Source organism: Mycobacterium sp., assembly GCF_046330795.1.
In the GTDB taxonomy this organism is placed as follows: domain Bacteria; phylum Actinomycetota; class Actinomycetes; order Mycobacteriales; family Mycobacteriaceae; genus Mycobacterium.
Genome location: NZ_JAXLSA010000001.1, coordinates 1,335,106 through 1,350,024 on the forward strand (window position 1 = coordinate 1,335,106; position 14,919 = coordinate 1,350,024).

Genomic DNA, 14,919 nt, shown 5'->3' on the forward strand with positions numbered 1-14,919 from the left:
TGAGTCGATGGAGGCAGAGGCTCAGTCCAGCAGCACGGTGGCGAACGTGCCGACCTGGCTGAAGCCGATCCTGGCGTACGACGCTCGGGCCACGGTGTTGAAGCTGTTCACGTACAGACTGGCGATGCGTCCGCCCGCCACCACCGCGGCGGCCAGTGCGGCCGTCCCCGCCGTGCCCAGCCCGTGCCCGCGCCGGTCGGGGTGCACCCAGACGCCCTGGATCTGGCCGACGGCCGGCGATTCCGAGCCGACCTCGGCCTTGAAGATCACCTGCCCGTGTTCGAAACGCGCCCAGGCGCGGCCCGCCGCGATCAGCCCGGCCACCCGGCGCCGGTAACCCCGTCCGCCGTCGCCGAGCCGCGGGTCGATGCCCACCTCACCGATGAACATGTCGACGGCGGCCACCAGATACGCGTCGAGCTCATCGATCCGCACCCGGCGCACCGCCGGGTCGACGGCACACGCCGGCGCCGCCGACAGCGCCAGCAGCGGCTGGTTGTCCCGGACATCGCGTGCCGGACCCCAGGTGGTCTGCAGCCGCTCCCACATCGGCAGCACCAGTTCGGCACGACCGACCACCGACGAGCACCGGCGCGCCGAGCCCATTGCCTTGTCCGCGAACGCATTCAGGTCGGAGCCGCCCCCGCGCAGCGGAATGAGGTTCGCGCCGGCGTAGCACAGCGACTCGTCGGCATGCCGGCGCGTCCACAGCTCGCCGCCGATGGCGGCGGGCTCCACACCGTGATCGGCCACCCGGGCGGCCACCATGCAGGATCCGACGGGGTCGGCGTCGAGTACCCGGTTGATCGCGTCCACGTCGCGCACCAGCGACACCCGTCGTTCGTCGACAAGGCGGAACAGTGGCGGAGCCGACATGGGGAACCGATCCGTTACGTCCTGGGAGGTCGTCCTCAGCTTACGGTCACGACCGGCGCGCCGCTGGGACTTCCCCCACCATCAGCGCCCATGCCCTCCGCCAGTCGCAGGGCTTCCTCGATCAGGGTCTCCACGATCTGCGCCTCGGGGACGGTCTTGATGACCTCACCTTTGACGAAGATCTGGCCCTTGCCGTTGCCCGAGGCGACACCGAGGTCCGCCTCCCGGGCCTCGCCGGGCCCGTTGACCACGCAGCCCATGACGGCCACGCGCAGCGGAACGTCCATGCCCTCGAGGCCCGCGGTGACCTCGTTGGCCAGCGTGTACACATCGACCTGCGCGCGGCCGCACGACGGGCAGGACACGATCTCGAGACCGCGCGGGCGCAGGTTCAGCGACTCCAGGATCTGGTTGCCCACCTTGACCTCTTCGGCGGGTGGGGCACTGAGCGACACCCGGATGGTGTCGCCGATGCCGCGCGACAGCAGCGCTCCGAAGGCGACCGCCGATTTGATGGTCCCCTGGAACGCCGGGCCGGCCTCGGTGACGCCGAGGTGCAACGGATAGTCGCACTGCGCGGCCAGCAGCTCGTAGGCCGCGACCATGATGACGGGGTCGTTGTGCTTGACGCTGATCTTGATGTCGCCAAAGCCGTGCTCCTCGAACAGCGAGGCCTCCCACAGCGCGGACTCGACGAGCGCCTCGGGCGTGGCCTTGCCGTATTTCTGGAGCAGCCGGGGATCCAGCGAACCGGCGTTCACACCGATGCGGATCGGGATCCCGGCGGCGCCGGCGGCCTTGGCCACCTCGGCGACGCGGCCGTCGAATTCCTTGATATTGCCCGGGTTGACCCGCACGGCGGCGCAGCCCGCGTCGATCGCGGCGAAGATGTATTTCGGCTGGAAGTGGATGTCGGCGATCACCGGGATCTTCGACTTCTTGGCGATGATGGGCAGCGCGTCGGCGTCCTCCTGGCGCGGGCACGCCACGCGCACGATGTCGCAGCCCGAGGCCGTCAGCTCCGCGATCTGCTGCAGGGTGGCGTTGATGTCGTGGGTCTTGGTGGTGCACATGGACTGCACCGAGATGGGTGAGTCACTGCCGACGCCGACATCGCCGACCCGCAGCTGGCGGGTGGGGCGTCGGGGCGCCAGCACGGGAACCGGCGGTGCCGGCATCCCGAGGCCGATGGACGTCATGATGAAATCCTTACTGGAACAAGCGAATCGGGTTGACCACGTCGGCGGTGACGGTCAGCAGCATGTACCCGATCACGACGAACAGCACGACGTAGGTGGCGGGCATCAGCTTGAGGTAGTTGACCGGTGCGGCGGCGACCAGTCCACGGGCCCGGCGGAACATGTCGCGGACCTTCTCGTAGCAGGCGATGGCGATGTGCCCGCCGTCGAACGGCAGCAGCGGGACCAGGTTGACCGCCCCGAGCACGAAGTTCAGCTGGGCCAGGAAGAACCAGAACGCCACCCACAGGCCGTGGTCGACGGTGTCCCCGCCGATGATGGATGCACCCACCACGGAGATCGGCGTCTCGGGGTCCCGCTCGCCGCCACCGATGGCGTGCACCAGCGCGCCCACCTTGGTGGGGATCTTGGCCAGCGACTTGCCCAGTTCGACGGCCAGGTCGCCGGTGAACGCGAAGGTGGCCGGGACGGCGGTCACCGGGTTGTACTGCGTGGGCCCCGGCGGTTCGGCGGCGCTGATGCCGATGGCGCCGACGGTGGCCGGCGCGGCGGCGTCGGCCGTGGTGAAGCGCTGGGTCTGCGCGACGTCGACGGTGACGACGTGCGTCGCGCCATCCCTTTCAAAGGTGATGGGTACCGGGCCGTGCAGCGGGCGGATGGCCGCGGCCATGTCGGTGAACGTCGCGACGTCGGTGTCGCCGACCTTGACGATGGTGTCGCCGGACCGGATGCCGGCCAGCGCCGCCGGACCCGGCCCCGGCTCCGGGCACGGCCCGAACGGGTCCTGGCCCTCCTGGACGTCCTTGGTGACCTGCGGTGCGACACAAGCGGTTTGGCCGACGACGGCCGTGGTGTTGGGGTGCAGGTCGGGCAGGCCCCAGCTGATCGCGATGACGTAGAGGATCACCAGGCCGAGTACGAAGTTCATCCCGGGGCCCGCGAACAGCACCGCGACGCGCTTCCAGGTCTTCTGCTTGTACATGGCGTAGCGCTCTTCGCCGGGCTCGAGTTCCTCGACGGAGGTCATTCCGGCGATGTCGCAGAAGCCGCCCAGCGGGATGGCCTTGACGCCGTACTCCGTGCTGCCGATCTGGTTGGGCCGGTGGGTGGACCACAGAGTGGGGCCGAAACCGACGAAGTACCGTCGCACCTTCATGCCGGTGGCGCGCGCCACCCACATGTGGCCGCATTCGTGCAGCGCGACGGAGATCAGGATGCACAGCGCGAACAGCGCGATGCCGAGAGCGAACATCATCGGGCCGGGACTACCTCCTGTGAAACCGCCTGGCGAGCCCGCTGGCGGGCCCAGTCCTGCGCGTCGAGTACGTCTTCCACGGTAGCCGGTTGCGCGGCCCACCGGTCCGCAGCGTGCAACACCTCGGCGACGGTTCGGACAATGGCGGGGAACGAGATGCGGCCCTGCAGGAAGGCCTCTGCGGCTTCTTCGTTGGCGGCGTTGTAGACCGCGGTCATGCAGCCGCCCGTCGTGCCGGCCTGCCGGGCCAGGTCGACCGCGGGGAACACGTCGTCGTCCAGGGGCTCGAACTCCCAGGTGGACGCGGTGCTGAAGTCGCAGGCCACCGCGGCGCCGGGGACCCGGTCCGGCCAGCCGAGGGCCAGGGCGATGGGCAGTTTCATGTCCGGCGGGCTGGCCTGGGCAATGGTCGACCCGTCGGCGAACGTGACCATCGAGTGCACGATCGACTGGGGGTGCACCACCACGTCGATGCGGTCGTACGGGATCCCGAACAGCAGGTGCGTCTCGATCAGCTCGAGGCCTTTGTTCATCAGCGAGGCCGAGTTCAGGGTGTTCATCGGCCCCATGGACCAGGTGGGGTGCGCGCCGGCTTGTTCGGGGGTGACCGATTCCAGGGCCTGCGCGGTCCAGCCGCGGAACGGGCCGCCGGATGCGGTCAGGACCAGCCGGGCGACCTCGTCGGCGCTGCCGGAGCGCAGGCACTGGGCCAGCGCGGAGTGTTCGGAGTCGACGGGGACGATCTGGCCGGGGGCCGCGGCGGCGAGCACCAGCGGGCCGCCCGCGACCAGCGATTCCTTGTTGGCCAGCGCCAGCCGGGCCCCGCTGTGCAGGGCCGCGAGGGTGGGCTCCAGCCCCAGTGCGCCGACCAGGGCGTTGAGGACGACATCTACTCCCGCGGTCTCTTCCACGATCCGGGTGGCCGCGTCCGGGCCCGCGTGCGTCACGTCGCCGAGCCGGGCGGCGGCGTCCTGGTCGGCGACGGCGATGTTGGTCACCCCGGTGGCGGCCCGCTGGGCGGCCAGCACGTCGATATTGCCGCCGCCGGCGGCCAGGCCGACCAGCTCGAAGCGGTCCGGGTTGGCCGCGATGACCTCCAGCGCCTGGGTGCCGATCGACCCGGTGCTGCCGAGGATCAGGACCTTGCGGCGTCGTTCGGCCAGCGCGTTGGTCACTGGACCATTGTGCCGCGTATCGGGGCTTGACCGGAAAACGTGCGTTGGGGCAAAATCCTACGCCATGTCGGAAATTCCTACACAGCGTCGGAATGTGGTTCGCGAGTGGCTGCACATTCCCACCCCCGCCCCCGCCGAGGACTACGGGTTCTTCGGACCCGATTCGGTCACCTGGAAGGTGTGGAGCTATCCCACCTCGCTGTCGATCGGCTTCCAGCGTGCGGTCGTGATCGAGGAACTCGATCCCGGCCTGGTCGCCGCCGTCGACAAGACCCACGACATCTACAAGCGGCCACGCACCCGCTACGACCGGACGCTGCGCTACTTCGCGATGGTCGCCTTCGACGGCAGCGCGGCCACCGCCAAGGCCGCCGATGTCCTGGTCAAGGTGCACTCCAAGGCCATCGGCGAGGACCCCGTGACCGGCCGGCACTACGACGCCAACGACCCGGACTCCCAGCTCTGGATCCACCTGACCGCCTGGCACTCGATCCTCAAGGCCTACGAGACCTTCGGCCCGGGCCGGCTCTCCGAGGCCGAGGAACGCCAGTACTGGGCCGAGTGCGCGGTCGCGGCCGAACTGCAGACATGCGATCCCGCCGACGTCCCCCGCACCCGAGCGGGCATCCAGGCGTATTTCGAGCAGATGCGGCCGCAGCTGCTCGGGTCCGACATCGCGCGCCAGGCGATGAACCACCTGCTGCGCGCCGAGGTGATGCTGCCGCCGATGCCGCGGGTGCTGCGCCCGGCCACGCTGGTGGCCACCGCGATGATCCGGCGCGGCACCCTGGCCACCATGCCGGTCTGGATGCGCGAGATGTCCGGGCTCTACAACCGGCCGGTCGTCGAGAAAGCGCTCGACCGCGCCGTGACGCTGCCGCTGAAGGTGTCCTACCGGGTGCTCGCGATGAACACTCGGCTGCAGCTATTACTGCTGAAGCTGTTGTCGCCCAACACCGTCGAGGTCGCCGGCCGGGCCCTGCTGGGTATCGCGCCACTGGACCCGGCGACCACCACGCCGCAGGAGGCCCAGACCCGGCTCGGGTTCGACACCCCGCGCGACGCGCACCGGGAGCTGCGCGCCAAACAGCACGCCCGGGTCTTCGGCCAGGGCATCGCCCCCAGCGACGAGGGACTCGTCGAGTCGCAGCCGATCCTGGGCGCCGTTCGGTGAACCGGGCCGCCCCGACCGGGCGGGCCAAGCACCTGGGCCCGGAGCGTCGCCGCCCCCAGGTGCTCGACGCCGCGCTGGACATCGCGGCCGAACGCGGCCTGGGCGCGGTGACCATGGCGGCGATCTCCGAGCGCATGGGGGTCAGCCGGCCGGTGGTCTACGACTGCTACCCCGGCCGCGGCGAGGTGCTGGCCGCGCTGCTCGACCGTGAGAGCCAGGTGGCGATGGAGCGACTGCTGGCGATCCTGCCGCCCCTGAAGACCGGCTCGGTGGAGCAGATGTTCGTCGACGGCTTCACCTCGCTGCTCGACGACGTCGTCGACCGGCCCGCGTCCTGGCGGATCATCTTTGCCAACGATCCCGAACCGATTCTGGCGCAGGCGATTTCGCACGGCCGAGCGCGGCTGCTCACCCAGGTGGCGCAGGTCATGCACCCACTGTTCGAACGCTGGGAGGTTGCCGACCCGGACCGGGTCGGGCCCGTGCTGACCGAGATCTTCCTCGGGATCTGTGAAGTGGCCGTGCGCAGGCAACTCGACGCCGGCGGGCGGCCGGAGGACCTCGCCCGCGTCGTCGGTCCGGCCGCATACCGGGCGTTGCGCGCCCGCACCTGAGGTTCAACCGCGCGGGCAGCGGGCACAATCACTTCACGATGTCCACCACTTCCAAGAGGGTTCCGCTCCGCCTGCTCTGGTTCCGCCGCGACCTGCGGCTGGCCGATCTGCCCGCGCTGGCCGAGGCGGGCGCCGACGGCGCGGACGTCCTGGCCTGTTACGTGCTCGATCCCCGGTTGGCCGGCGCCGGCGAGCGCCGGCTGCAGTTCCTCTACGACTCGTTGCGCGAACTCTCCGCCGCCCTCGACGGCCGGTTGCTGGTGACACGCGGCCGGCCCGAGACCCGGATCCCCAACCTGGCCAGACAGATCGGTGCGTCGTCGGTGCACGTGTCGGCGGAGTTCACCCCGTTCGGGGTGCGCCGCGACACCGCGGTGCGCGCCGCGCTCGGTGACGTCGAACTGGTGGAAACCGGCTCGCCATACCTGGTATCCCCCGGCCGAGTGACGAAACCCGACGGCACGCCGTATCAGGTCTTCACGCCCTACTACCGGCGCTGGGTCGAACACGGCTGGCGGGCGCCGCCGCGTACCGGGCCGGCCGCGGCCCGGTGGATCGACCCCGCCGACATCGACGCCAAGAACATCGCGATCCCGGACCCGGGCACCGAGCTCGAGCTGCCGGCCGGCGAGAAGGCCGCCCGGCGGCGCTGGAAACGCTTCGCCGAGGCGGCCGTCGACGGCTACGACACCGACCGCGACCGGCCCGACCTCGACAACACCAGCCGGATGTCGGCCTACCTGCACTTCGGCAACATCCACCCGCGAACCATGGCCGCCGACCTCGACGCCCGCGCGGCCGGGCCGCGGGCGTACCTGCGCGAGTTGGCCTTTCGCGATTTCTACGCCACCGTGCTGGCGCAGTGGCCCCGCAGTGCGTGGTGGAACTTCAACGCCGGCTTCGACGCCATCGAGGTCGACGACGGGCCGGACGCGCGCGCCGCGTTCGCCGCCTGGCAGGAGGGCCGGACGGGCTTCCCGATCGTCGACGCCGGCATGCGTCAGTTGCGCCAGACCGGATTCATGCCGAACCGGGTGCGGATGATCGCCGCGTCGTTCCTGGTCAAGGATCTGCACCTGCCCTGGCAGTGGGGTGCCCGCTGGTTCCTGGACCAGTTGGTGGACGGCGACGTCGCCAGCAACAACCACGGCTGGCAGTGGGCCGCCGGCAGCGGCACCGACGCGGCGCCGTACTTCCGGGTGTTCAACCCGCAGACCCAGGCCGGCAAGTTCGACCCCGACGGCACCTACGTGCGGCGCTGGATCCCGGAGCTGGGCGACAGCGAGCATCCCGGGGCCTACCCCGAGCCCATCGTCGACCACGGCCGCGAACGGGCCGAGGCCCTGCGCCGGTACCAGCGGATCCGCTGAGTCCGGCGCCGTCCGGTATGCCAGAATGACAGCCATGGTCAGCACCGAGGTTGAGCGGCACGACGGGGTGGACGAGGCCGATGTGCCCTCCGCCAAATGGGGTTGGAGCAAGATCAACCACCGCACCTGGTACGGCGTCGGCGTGTTCGCCATCGGCTTCCTGCTGCTGATGATGCACGGCAACCACGTCGGCAAGGTCGAGGACGTCTTCCTGGTCTCGTTCGCCGTGGTGATCGCGGTCATCCTGATCCGCGACATCTGGGGCCGCCGCCGCGGCTGGCTCCGCTAGCCCCCGCCCCGACCCCGCCGAAACGTACGCACGGGCGGGAAAGTTCGAGTAACCCGCACCATTTCGTAGGTCTCGGCCACTCGCTGCCGCCGGCACGGCCTTCTGCGTCTCGTCACCCAGATCTACGAAATGGCGGGCACTCCTCGCAAGATTCCCCCAAACGCACGTTTGGGCGTATGTCAGGCGCCGTCGGCGGCGAGTTGGCCGCAGGCGGCCGCGATCTCGCGGCCCCGGGTGTCCCGCACGGTGCATGACACGCCCCTGGCCCGCACCCGCCGGACGAACTCGCGTTCGACGGCCTTCGGGCTGGCGTCCCAAGCGCTCCCCGGCGTCGGGTTCAGTGGAATCAGGTTGACGTGCACCAGCGGACCGAACGCGCCGTGCAGCTTGCGGCCCAGCAGGTCCGCCCGCCACGGCTGATCGTTGATATCCCGGATCAGCGCGTACTCCACGGACACCCGCCGGCCGGTCACATCGGCGTAGTACCGCGCGGCGTCCAGCGCTTCGGAGATCGACCACCGGTTGTTGACCGGCACCAGGGTGTCGCGCAGCTCGTCATCGGGCGCGTGCAGCGACAGCGCCAGCGTCACCCCCAGGCCCTCGTCGGCGAGCCGGCGGATCGCCGGGGCGAGCCCGACCGTCGACACCGTGACCGATCGCGCGGAGATGCCGAACCCGTCCGGCGGGGCCTCGACGATGCGGCGGACCGCGGCGATCACCCGGTTGTAGTTGGCCAGCGGCTCCCCCATGCCCATGAACACGACATTGGACAGGCGGCCCGAGAATTCGTCGCGCGTCGCCACGGCAGCGGCACGTACCTGCTCGACGATCTCGGCGGTCGACAGGTTGCGCGTCAGCCCGCCCTGACCGGTCGCGCAGAACGGGCACGCCATGCCGCAGCCCGCCTGCGACGAGATACACACCGTCGCGCGGTCCGGATAGCGCATCAGCACCGACTCGAAGGTGGTGCCGTCCCCGGCGCGCCACAACGTCTTTCGCGTCTCGCCGCGGTCGCACTGGATCTGGCGCGCCGCGGTCAGCAGGTCGGGGAACAACGCACCGGCGACCTGGTCCCGGACCGCGGCCGGTAGGTCCGTCATCTGGCGTGGATCGCCGGTCAGCCGGCCGTAGTACTGCGTGGCCAACTGCTTGGCCCGGAATGCCGGCAGCCCGAGTTCGGCGACGGCCCCGGCGCGCGCAGCGGGGTCGAGGTCGGCGAAATGCCGCGGCGGCATGCCCCGCTTGGGCGCTTCGAATACCAGTTCCTGCTTCATGACGCCCTCCAGTATGGCGGCTGAACGCGCGCAACTCAGGTGAGCGCGGTCAGCACGATCCAGGTGGCCGCCGCCGACGGCAGGATCGAGTCGATGCGGTCCATGATGCCGCCGTGGCCCGGTAGCAGCGTGCCCATGTCCTTGATCCCCAGATCACGCTTGACCTGCGATTCGACCAGGTCGCCGAGCGTGCCCGTGACGACCAGGAAGATGCCCAGGCAGATGCCGATCCACCACGGGCGGTGCAGCAGGAAGATCACCAGCAGGACCGCCGCCACGGTCGCGAACACCAGCGATCCGATGAACCCTTCCCAGGATTTCTTCGGGCTGATCGCCGGCACCATGGGGTGCTTACCGAACAGCACCCCGGCGGTGTAGCCACCGACGTCGGAGCAGACGACCACCAGCAGCATCGAGAACACCCGCGCCCAGCCGTCGTCCGGATAGATCAGCAGTGCGCCGAACGCCCCGAACAGCGGGATCCAGCACGCCAGGAAGACCGTCACCGACACGTCGCGCAGATAGTTCTGCGGGACGCTGTTGAGCCCCCCGGCCAGCAGCCGCCACACGAAACACACCAGCACCGTCGCGCCGAACGCGCCCAGCGCGCCCGTCGTACCGAACGGCCAGGTCAGCCAGATCATCGCCTGACCGCCGATCAGCAGCGGCCAGACCGGGATGACGAAACCGCCCTCCCGCAGGCGACTCACCACCTCGTGGGTTGCCACCGCCATCGCCACTGCAACGACGGCCACCCACACCCGCGGCGCCCACAACAGGATCGCGATCAGCCCCGCCCCGAGCGTCACACCCACCGCGATGGCGGCGGGCAGGTTGCGTCCGGCGCGGGAGGTCTTGGCGGGAGGCGCTGGGGGCGCGGGTTCTGCCACGGCTCGGGCTGCTGGAGGTCAGACCTCCAGCAGTTCGCCTTCCTTGTGCTTGACCAGGTCGTCGACCTGAGCGGTGTAGGTGTGCGTGCTCTTGTCGAGGTCCTTCTCCGCGCGCGCGACGTCGTCCTCGCCGGCGTCGCCGTCCTTCTTGATCCGGGCCAGCTCCTCCATCGCCTTGCGGCGGATGTTGCGGATGGACACCTTGGCGTCCTCGCCCTTGCCCTTGGCCTGCTTCACCAGATCGCGGCGACGCTCCTCGGTGAGCTGCGGAACGGACACCCGGATGACATTGCCGTCGTTGCTCGGGTTCACGCCGAGGTCGGAGTTGCGGATCGCGTCCTCGATGCTGCGCAGCTGGGACGCCTCGTAGGGTTTGATGACGACCAGGCGCGCCTCGGGCACGTTGATGCTCGACAGCTGGGTGATGGGGGTCATCGAGCCGTAGTACTCGATGTTGATCCGGTTGAACATGCCCGGGTTGGCGCGGCCGGTCCGGATGGACGCCAGGTCGTCCCGGGCCACCGACACGGCCTTCTCCATCTTCTCCTCGGCGTCGAAGAGCGCCTCGTCAATCACGCTGGTTCTTCTCCCATCCCGGTCTGTGTGCTGACCAGTGTTCCGATCTTCTCACCCGCGACCGCCCGAGCGATATTGCCATCGGTGAGCAGGTTGAACACCAGGATCGGCATGCCGTTGTCCATGCACAGGCTGAATGCGGTGGCATCGGCGACGGCCAGGCCGCGGTCGATCACCTCGCGGTGCGTGACGGCGGTGAGCAGCTGGGCGTCGGGATGGGTCCGCGGGTCGGCGGTGAACACGCCGTCGACGGCCTTGGCCATCAGCACCACGTCGGCGCCGATCTCGAGCGCCCGCTGCGCGGCGGTGGTGTCGGTGGAGAAGTACGGCAGCCCCATACCCGCACCGAAGATCACCACGCGGCCCTTCTCCAGGTGCCGGCGGGCCCGCAGCGGGATGTAGGGTTCGGCCACCTGCCCCATGGCGATGGCCGTCTGGACCCGGGTCTGGATGCCTTCCTTCTCCAGGAAGTCTTGCAGCGCAAGGCTGTTCATGACGGTGCCGAGCATGCCCATGTAGTCGCTGCGGGTGCGTTCCATACCCCGCTGCTGCAACTGCGCGCCGCGGAAGAAGTTGCCGCCGCCGATCACCACCGCGACCTGCACGCCGTCGCGGACCACCTCGGCGATCTGGCGGGCCACCAGCGCCACCACATCCGGGTCCAGACCGACCGCGCCGCCGCCGAACATCTCACCGCCGAGTTTGAGCAGTACCCGGTGATAGCCGGGGCCCGGTGCGGATTGCGCGCCGTCGGTGGTGATTTCCGCCATCAGACTCCTCAGACTGTTCGCGCCGGGACGGACCGCCGCCGACGGTCCGCGGACCATCCTGCCAAACGGCGGGCGGGCCGGGACCGGGGGGCGCGCGCTATTCAGCCACCCTGTGGCACCACGTAGGTCGGCTGGTAGGGGTTCTGCCCGTTCTCGATGGCCTTGGCCTTCAGGTAATCGTCGGCGCTGGGATAGCCGGCGATCTCCGCCTGCTTCTGCAGCGCCTGCTGCCGGGCCAGTTCGGTCTGCGCCTGCGCGGTGGCCTTGTCGGCCTCGGCCTTGGCACGCGCGGCGTTCGCGTCGGCCACGCCCTTGGCCTCGGCCGCCCGGGCGTCGGCGATCGCCTTCTGCTCGGCGATGATCGCCTCCTTGAGGCCTTCGTCCACCGGGTCGGGCTTCATGACGGTCACCTGGAAGTTGGTGAAGAACTCCAGCCCGTCGGTACGCGCCTTCGAGGCGCCGGGCAGGGCGTCGCGCAGCGCGTTCTGGAACTCGATACGCACCTTCTCGTCGTTCCAGATCTCACGCCACGGGTACTTCTGGGCGACGCTGATGAGGACCTGCTCGGCGGGCTGGGCGACCACGTAGCGCAACAGGTTCACCCAACCGGTGGTGACCTGCCCGTTGTCGTCGAGCCAGCCCTGATACTTGGTGCCGAAGTCCCGGTGGAAATCCATCAGCATGTTGCAGTCGGTGGTCAGGTCGAACGTGATCACCACCGGCACCCGCAGTTCGGCCGGTGCCGACGCATTGGAGACGACGATGGTGGATGGCGCCTCGGCATCGGGTCCCCCGGTGGCGTCCCAGCTGATCTGCCGCGACGGATACCGGAACACCTTGAATCCGCCCGGCGGATTGAACTCCGAGGTCTCGGGATTGATGCACCCCTCCACCTTCGGGTCGGTGGGGATGACGATGTAGTCGTCGACCTTGACCGCCGTCTGCCCGGGACCCACCTGCGTCGAGCAACTCGACAGGATCACCCCGAAGATGACCAGGGCGATGACGCCCAGGACCACCGGGACCACAGCCTTGCGCTTCATGACCCTCCCCACGACTGCGTTGATGATCCCCCACCCGGGCCGGTGCTGTCCTGCGGGGGCGGTCAGCCGACGATCCCCTGGAACGGCCGGGCGGCCTCGAGTTCGAAGGCCAGCTCGAGCAGCCGGGCCTCGCGACCCGCCGCGGCGCTGAACATGATCCCGATCGGCAGCCCGGTCGACGAGTGGGCCAGCGGCAGCGAGATGGCCGGATCGCCGGTCACGTTCTGCAGTGGGGTGAAGGCGGCCCAATCGATCAGCCGGGCGACGATCTGGTCGTAGTCGCCCATCGGATCGATGTGCCCGACCGGCGGGGTCTCATCGGCCAGCGTCGGGGTGAGCACCACGTCGTAGCGCTGGGTCAGGGCGCGGGTCCGGCGCCGGGTGGTGGCCAGTCGCGTCAGGGCCGCCGGCATCCGGTGCAGGTTGCGGGTGGCCCGCCGGTTGAGTCCCAGCGTCAGGTTGTCCAGCCGCCCCGGATCGAAGCTGGGCCCGAAGCGCCGGCGGCCGCCGCGCACCAGCGCCATCGCCAGCAGCGCCCAGTACAGCAGGAAGTCGTCGACGAACGAATCGGGCACCGGCATCTCGTCGATGGTCTCGACGTGGTGACCGAGGCTCTCCAGGAGCGCGGCGGTGTCCAGCGTCGCCGCCTGGACCTCGGGGCTGCTCTCCCGACGGATCGAGCGGGTCAGCACCCCGACGCGCAACCGCTGGGCGCCGGGTCCGCTCACATCGCCGATGGCGGGGAGTTTCGGGCTGCGCCAAGCCTTTTCGGCCTCCCGGAAGAACGCGGCGGTGTCCCGGACCGAGCGGGTCACGACCCCGTTGGCGACGAGCTTGATCGGCATCTCGGCGTGCTCGAGCTCGAGGGGCAGCCGGCCCCGGGTCGGCTTGAGCCCCACCAGGCCGTTGCAGGCCGCCGGGATCCGGATGGAGCCACCGCCATCGTTGGCGTGCGCGATCGGCACGACGCCGGCCGCGACGAAGGCCGCCGAACCAGAGGACGACGCCCCGGCGGTGTGGTCGGTGTTCCACGGATTGCGAACCGCACCCAGTCGCGGGTGCTCGGCGACGCCGCTGAAACCGAACTCCGACATCTGGGTCTTGCCCAGGATGTTCAGTCCGGTCGACAGGAACGTGCGGGAGAAGGGGCCGTCGGCGGCCTTGGGCCGGGGATCCCAGGCGTCGCTGCCCTCCATGGTGGGCATCCCCGCGACGTCGGCGTTGTCCTTGATGAACGACGGGACGCCGTCGAAGAACCCGCCGTAGGAGGACTGGGCCCGGGTCCGGGCCCGGTCGAACGCTTCGAAGGCCAGGCCGTTGAGCTCGGGATTGACCTTCTCCGTGCGCGCGATGGCCGCTTCGACGGCCTCGGCGCGGGAGATCTTGCCGGCCCGGATCGCCTCGGCCACACCGGTGGCATCGAGGTCCCCGAGGGCGTCGTCGGTGAACGCGGAAACGACCATGGCTGCCGACGGTACCAGCCGTTACCGCTGCGCGAGGCGCTCCAGGACAGCGAGATGTTCGTCGACGCCATCCAGTCCGGCGCCCATCGTGTTGATCGAGACGTGGCTGGCACCGGCGGCGCGCCACGCCGCGATCTCCGCGAGCGCCCGGTCCGGGTCGCCGGCCCAGGTGACCCGGCCCTCCATCCCGATGGTCGCCGGATCGCGCCCGGCCGCCGTCGCGGCGTCGTGCACCCGCTCGCGCGCCCACTCCAGACCGGAGCCAATCTCCATCATCGGGAACCAGCCGTCGGCCAGCCGGCCGGCCCGCTCGAGCGCCCGCTCGGTCGCCGCACCGAACCACACCGGGATGGGCCGCTGCACCGGCAGCGGGGCCAGGCCCGCGCCGGTGATGGTGTGATGGGTGCCGTCGAACGTCACCGTCGGCTCGGTCCACAGCCGGCGCAGCACCTCGACCTGTTCCTCGGAGCGTCGGCCCCGATTCCTGAAGTTCTCGCCGAGCGCCTCGTATTCGACTGCGTTCCAACCCAATCCGATGCCGAGCCGGAACCGGCCACCGGTGAGCAGGTCGACCTCGGCGGCCTGCTTGGCCACCAGCGCGGTCTGCCGTTGCGGCAGGATGATCACCCCGGTGACCAGTTCGAGGTCCGTCAGCCCGGCAAGGAATCCGAACAGGACGAACGGTTCGTGGAAGGTGGTGTGGACGTCATACGGTCCCTGCCAACCCTGGTGCACGTCGGGGTCGGCGCCGAGCACATGGTCGTAGATCAGGATGTGGGTGTAGCCGAGTTCTTCGACGCGTTGCCCGTACGCCTTGACGGCTCCACGGTCGCCGCCGAGTTCGGTCTGCGGGAATGTCACTCCGATGCGCATGGCGTCTGCAACCTCGCGGGCAGCCCGGAACTTCCCGACAGCAGAACCCCGCGCCGCCGGGATCGCCGGCACTGACGC

General features: G+C 69.9%; 15 protein-coding genes. 4 read left to right on the top strand and 11 right to left on the bottom strand.

Translation table 11 applies throughout. The features are described 5' to 3' along the window. Positions 1-21: 21 nt before the first annotated feature. The 4 genes from U0R18_RS06295 to dxr are packed head-to-tail and all read right to left on the bottom strand — an operon-like array spanning position 22 to position 4,505. A complete protein-coding gene (locus U0R18_RS06295; RefSeq protein ID WP_526366999.1) occupies positions 22-876 on the bottom strand; it encodes a GNAT family N-acetyltransferase in 855 nt (284 codons plus the stop codon). 35 nt (positions 877-911) lie between these two features. Further along, positions 912-2,075, bottom strand: coding sequence for a flavodoxin-dependent (E)-4-hydroxy-3-methylbut-2-enyl-diphosphate synthase (gene ispG, locus U0R18_RS06300; protein ID WP_526367001.1), 1,164 nt, complete (start codon positions 2,073-2,075; stop codon positions 912-914). 10 nt (positions 2,076-2,085) lie between these two features. Further along, complete coding sequence (locus U0R18_RS06305) at positions 2,086-3,330, bottom strand: M50 family metallopeptidase (protein ID WP_526367003.1); 1,245 nt, start codon at positions 3,328-3,330, stop codon at positions 2,086-2,088. Continuing rightward, complete coding sequence (dxr, locus tag U0R18_RS06310) at positions 3,327-4,505, bottom strand: 1-deoxy-D-xylulose-5-phosphate reductoisomerase (RefSeq protein WP_526367005.1); 1,179 nt, start codon at positions 4,503-4,505, stop codon at positions 3,327-3,329. Before dxr ends, U0R18_RS06305 begins: the two co-directional genes overlap by 4 nt. Before the next feature lie 64 nt (positions 4,506-4,569). Here dxr and U0R18_RS06315 point away from each other — a divergent pair, with 64 nt between their 5' ends. From U0R18_RS06315 to U0R18_RS06330, 4 genes are read left to right on the top strand one after another with little or no spacing between them, the layout of a single operon-like run. After that, positions 4,570-5,679 carry an oxygenase MpaB family protein gene (locus tag U0R18_RS06315; protein ID WP_526367007.1) on the top strand — a complete coding sequence of 370 codons (1,110 nt, stop codon included), beginning with the start codon at positions 4,570-4,572 and terminating at the stop codon, positions 5,677-5,679. After that, on the top strand, positions 5,676-6,293 hold the full coding sequence (locus U0R18_RS06320) for a TetR/AcrR family transcriptional regulator (protein WP_526367009.1): 618 nt from the start codon (positions 5,676-5,678) through the stop codon (positions 6,291-6,293). Before U0R18_RS06315 ends, U0R18_RS06320 begins: the two co-directional genes overlap by 4 nt. A 38-nt stretch (positions 6,294-6,331) precedes the next feature. Next, complete coding sequence (locus U0R18_RS06325; RefSeq protein WP_526367011.1) at positions 6,332-7,663, top strand: cryptochrome/photolyase family protein; 1,332 nt, start codon at positions 6,332-6,334, stop codon at positions 7,661-7,663. 34 nt (positions 7,664-7,697) lie between these two features. Further along, entirely contained in the window at positions 7,698-7,952 is a 255-nt protein-coding gene (locus U0R18_RS06330; RefSeq protein WP_526367013.1) for a DUF2631 domain-containing protein, read from the top strand. A gap of 179 nt (positions 7,953-8,131) precedes the next feature. Here U0R18_RS06330 and rlmN read toward each other — a convergent pair whose 3' ends face one another. The 7 genes from rlmN to U0R18_RS06365 all read right to left on the bottom strand — a co-directional run bounded on the left by rlmN (position 8,132) and on the right by U0R18_RS06365 (position 14,841). Next, positions 8,132-9,226: a dual-specificity RNA methyltransferase RlmN gene (gene rlmN, locus U0R18_RS06335; RefSeq protein ID WP_526367015.1), complete on the bottom strand. Its 1,095-nt coding sequence runs from the start codon at positions 9,224-9,226 to the stop codon at positions 8,132-8,134. 35 nt (positions 9,227-9,261) lie between these two features. Next, positions 9,262-10,116, bottom strand: a complete 855-nt coding sequence (locus tag U0R18_RS06340) for a phosphatidate cytidylyltransferase (RefSeq protein ID WP_526367017.1) — start codon at positions 10,114-10,116, stop codon at positions 9,262-9,264. Positions 10,117-10,134: 18 nt separating this feature from the next. After that, complete coding sequence (gene frr / locus U0R18_RS06345) at positions 10,135-10,692, bottom strand: ribosome recycling factor (RefSeq protein ID WP_526367019.1); 558 nt, start codon at positions 10,690-10,692, stop codon at positions 10,135-10,137. Beyond that, a complete protein-coding gene (pyrH, locus tag U0R18_RS06350) occupies positions 10,689-11,462 on the bottom strand; it encodes a UMP kinase (RefSeq protein ID WP_526367021.1) in 774 nt (257 codons plus the stop codon). Before pyrH ends, frr begins: the two co-directional genes overlap by 4 nt. Before the next feature lie 101 nt (positions 11,463-11,563). Next, positions 11,564-12,505, bottom strand: a complete 942-nt coding sequence (locus tag U0R18_RS06355) for a membrane protease subunit, stomatin/prohibitin (protein WP_526367023.1) — start codon at positions 12,503-12,505, stop codon at positions 11,564-11,566. Positions 12,506-12,567: 62 nt separating this feature from the next. Further along, positions 12,568-13,968: an amidase gene (locus U0R18_RS06360; protein ID WP_526367025.1), complete on the bottom strand. Its 1,401-nt coding sequence runs from the start codon at positions 13,966-13,968 to the stop codon at positions 12,568-12,570. Between the two features lie 21 nt (positions 13,969-13,989). Then, a complete protein-coding gene (locus U0R18_RS06365) occupies positions 13,990-14,841 on the bottom strand; it encodes an LLM class F420-dependent oxidoreductase (protein ID WP_526367027.1) in 852 nt (283 codons plus the stop codon). Positions 14,842-14,919 lie beyond the last annotated feature (78 nt).

Bases quoted from the DNA above. Each gene is read 5' to 3' on its own strand.
- U0R18_RS06295 (WP_526366999.1), bottom strand. From the start codon at position 876: ATGTCGGCTCCGCCACTGTTCCGCCTTGTCGACGAACGACGGGTGTCG.
- ispG (WP_526367001.1), bottom strand. From the start codon at position 2,075: ATGACGTCCATCGGCCTCGGGATGCCGGCACCGCCGGTTCCCGTGCTG.
- U0R18_RS06305 (WP_526367003.1), bottom strand. From the start codon at position 3,330: ATGATGTTCGCTCTCGGCATCGCGCTGTTCGCGCTGTGCATCCTGATC.
- U0R18_RS06315 (WP_526367007.1), top strand. From the start codon at position 4,570: ATGTCGGAAATTCCTACACAGCGTCGGAATGTGGTTCGCGAGTGGCTG.
- U0R18_RS06325 (WP_526367011.1), top strand. From the start codon at position 6,332: ATGTCCACCACTTCCAAGAGGGTTCCGCTCCGCCTGCTCTGGTTCCGC.
- U0R18_RS06330 (WP_526367013.1), top strand. From the start codon at position 7,698: ATGGTCAGCACCGAGGTTGAGCGGCACGACGGGGTGGACGAGGCCGAT.
- rlmN (WP_526367015.1), bottom strand. From the start codon at position 9,226: ATGAAGCAGGAACTGGTATTCGAAGCGCCCAAGCGGGGCATGCCGCCG.
- pyrH (WP_526367021.1), bottom strand. From the start codon at position 11,462: ATGGCGGAAATCACCACCGACGGCGCGCAATCCGCACCGGGCCCCGGC.
- U0R18_RS06355 (WP_526367023.1), bottom strand. From the start codon at position 12,505: ATGAAGCGCAAGGCTGTGGTCCCGGTGGTCCTGGGCGTCATCGCCCTG.
- U0R18_RS06360 (WP_526367025.1), bottom strand. From the start codon at position 13,968: ATGGTCGTTTCCGCGTTCACCGACGACGCCCTCGGGGACCTCGATGCC.
- U0R18_RS06365 (WP_526367027.1), bottom strand. From the start codon at position 14,841: ATGCGCATCGGAGTGACATTCCCGCAGACCGAACTCGGCGGCGACCGT.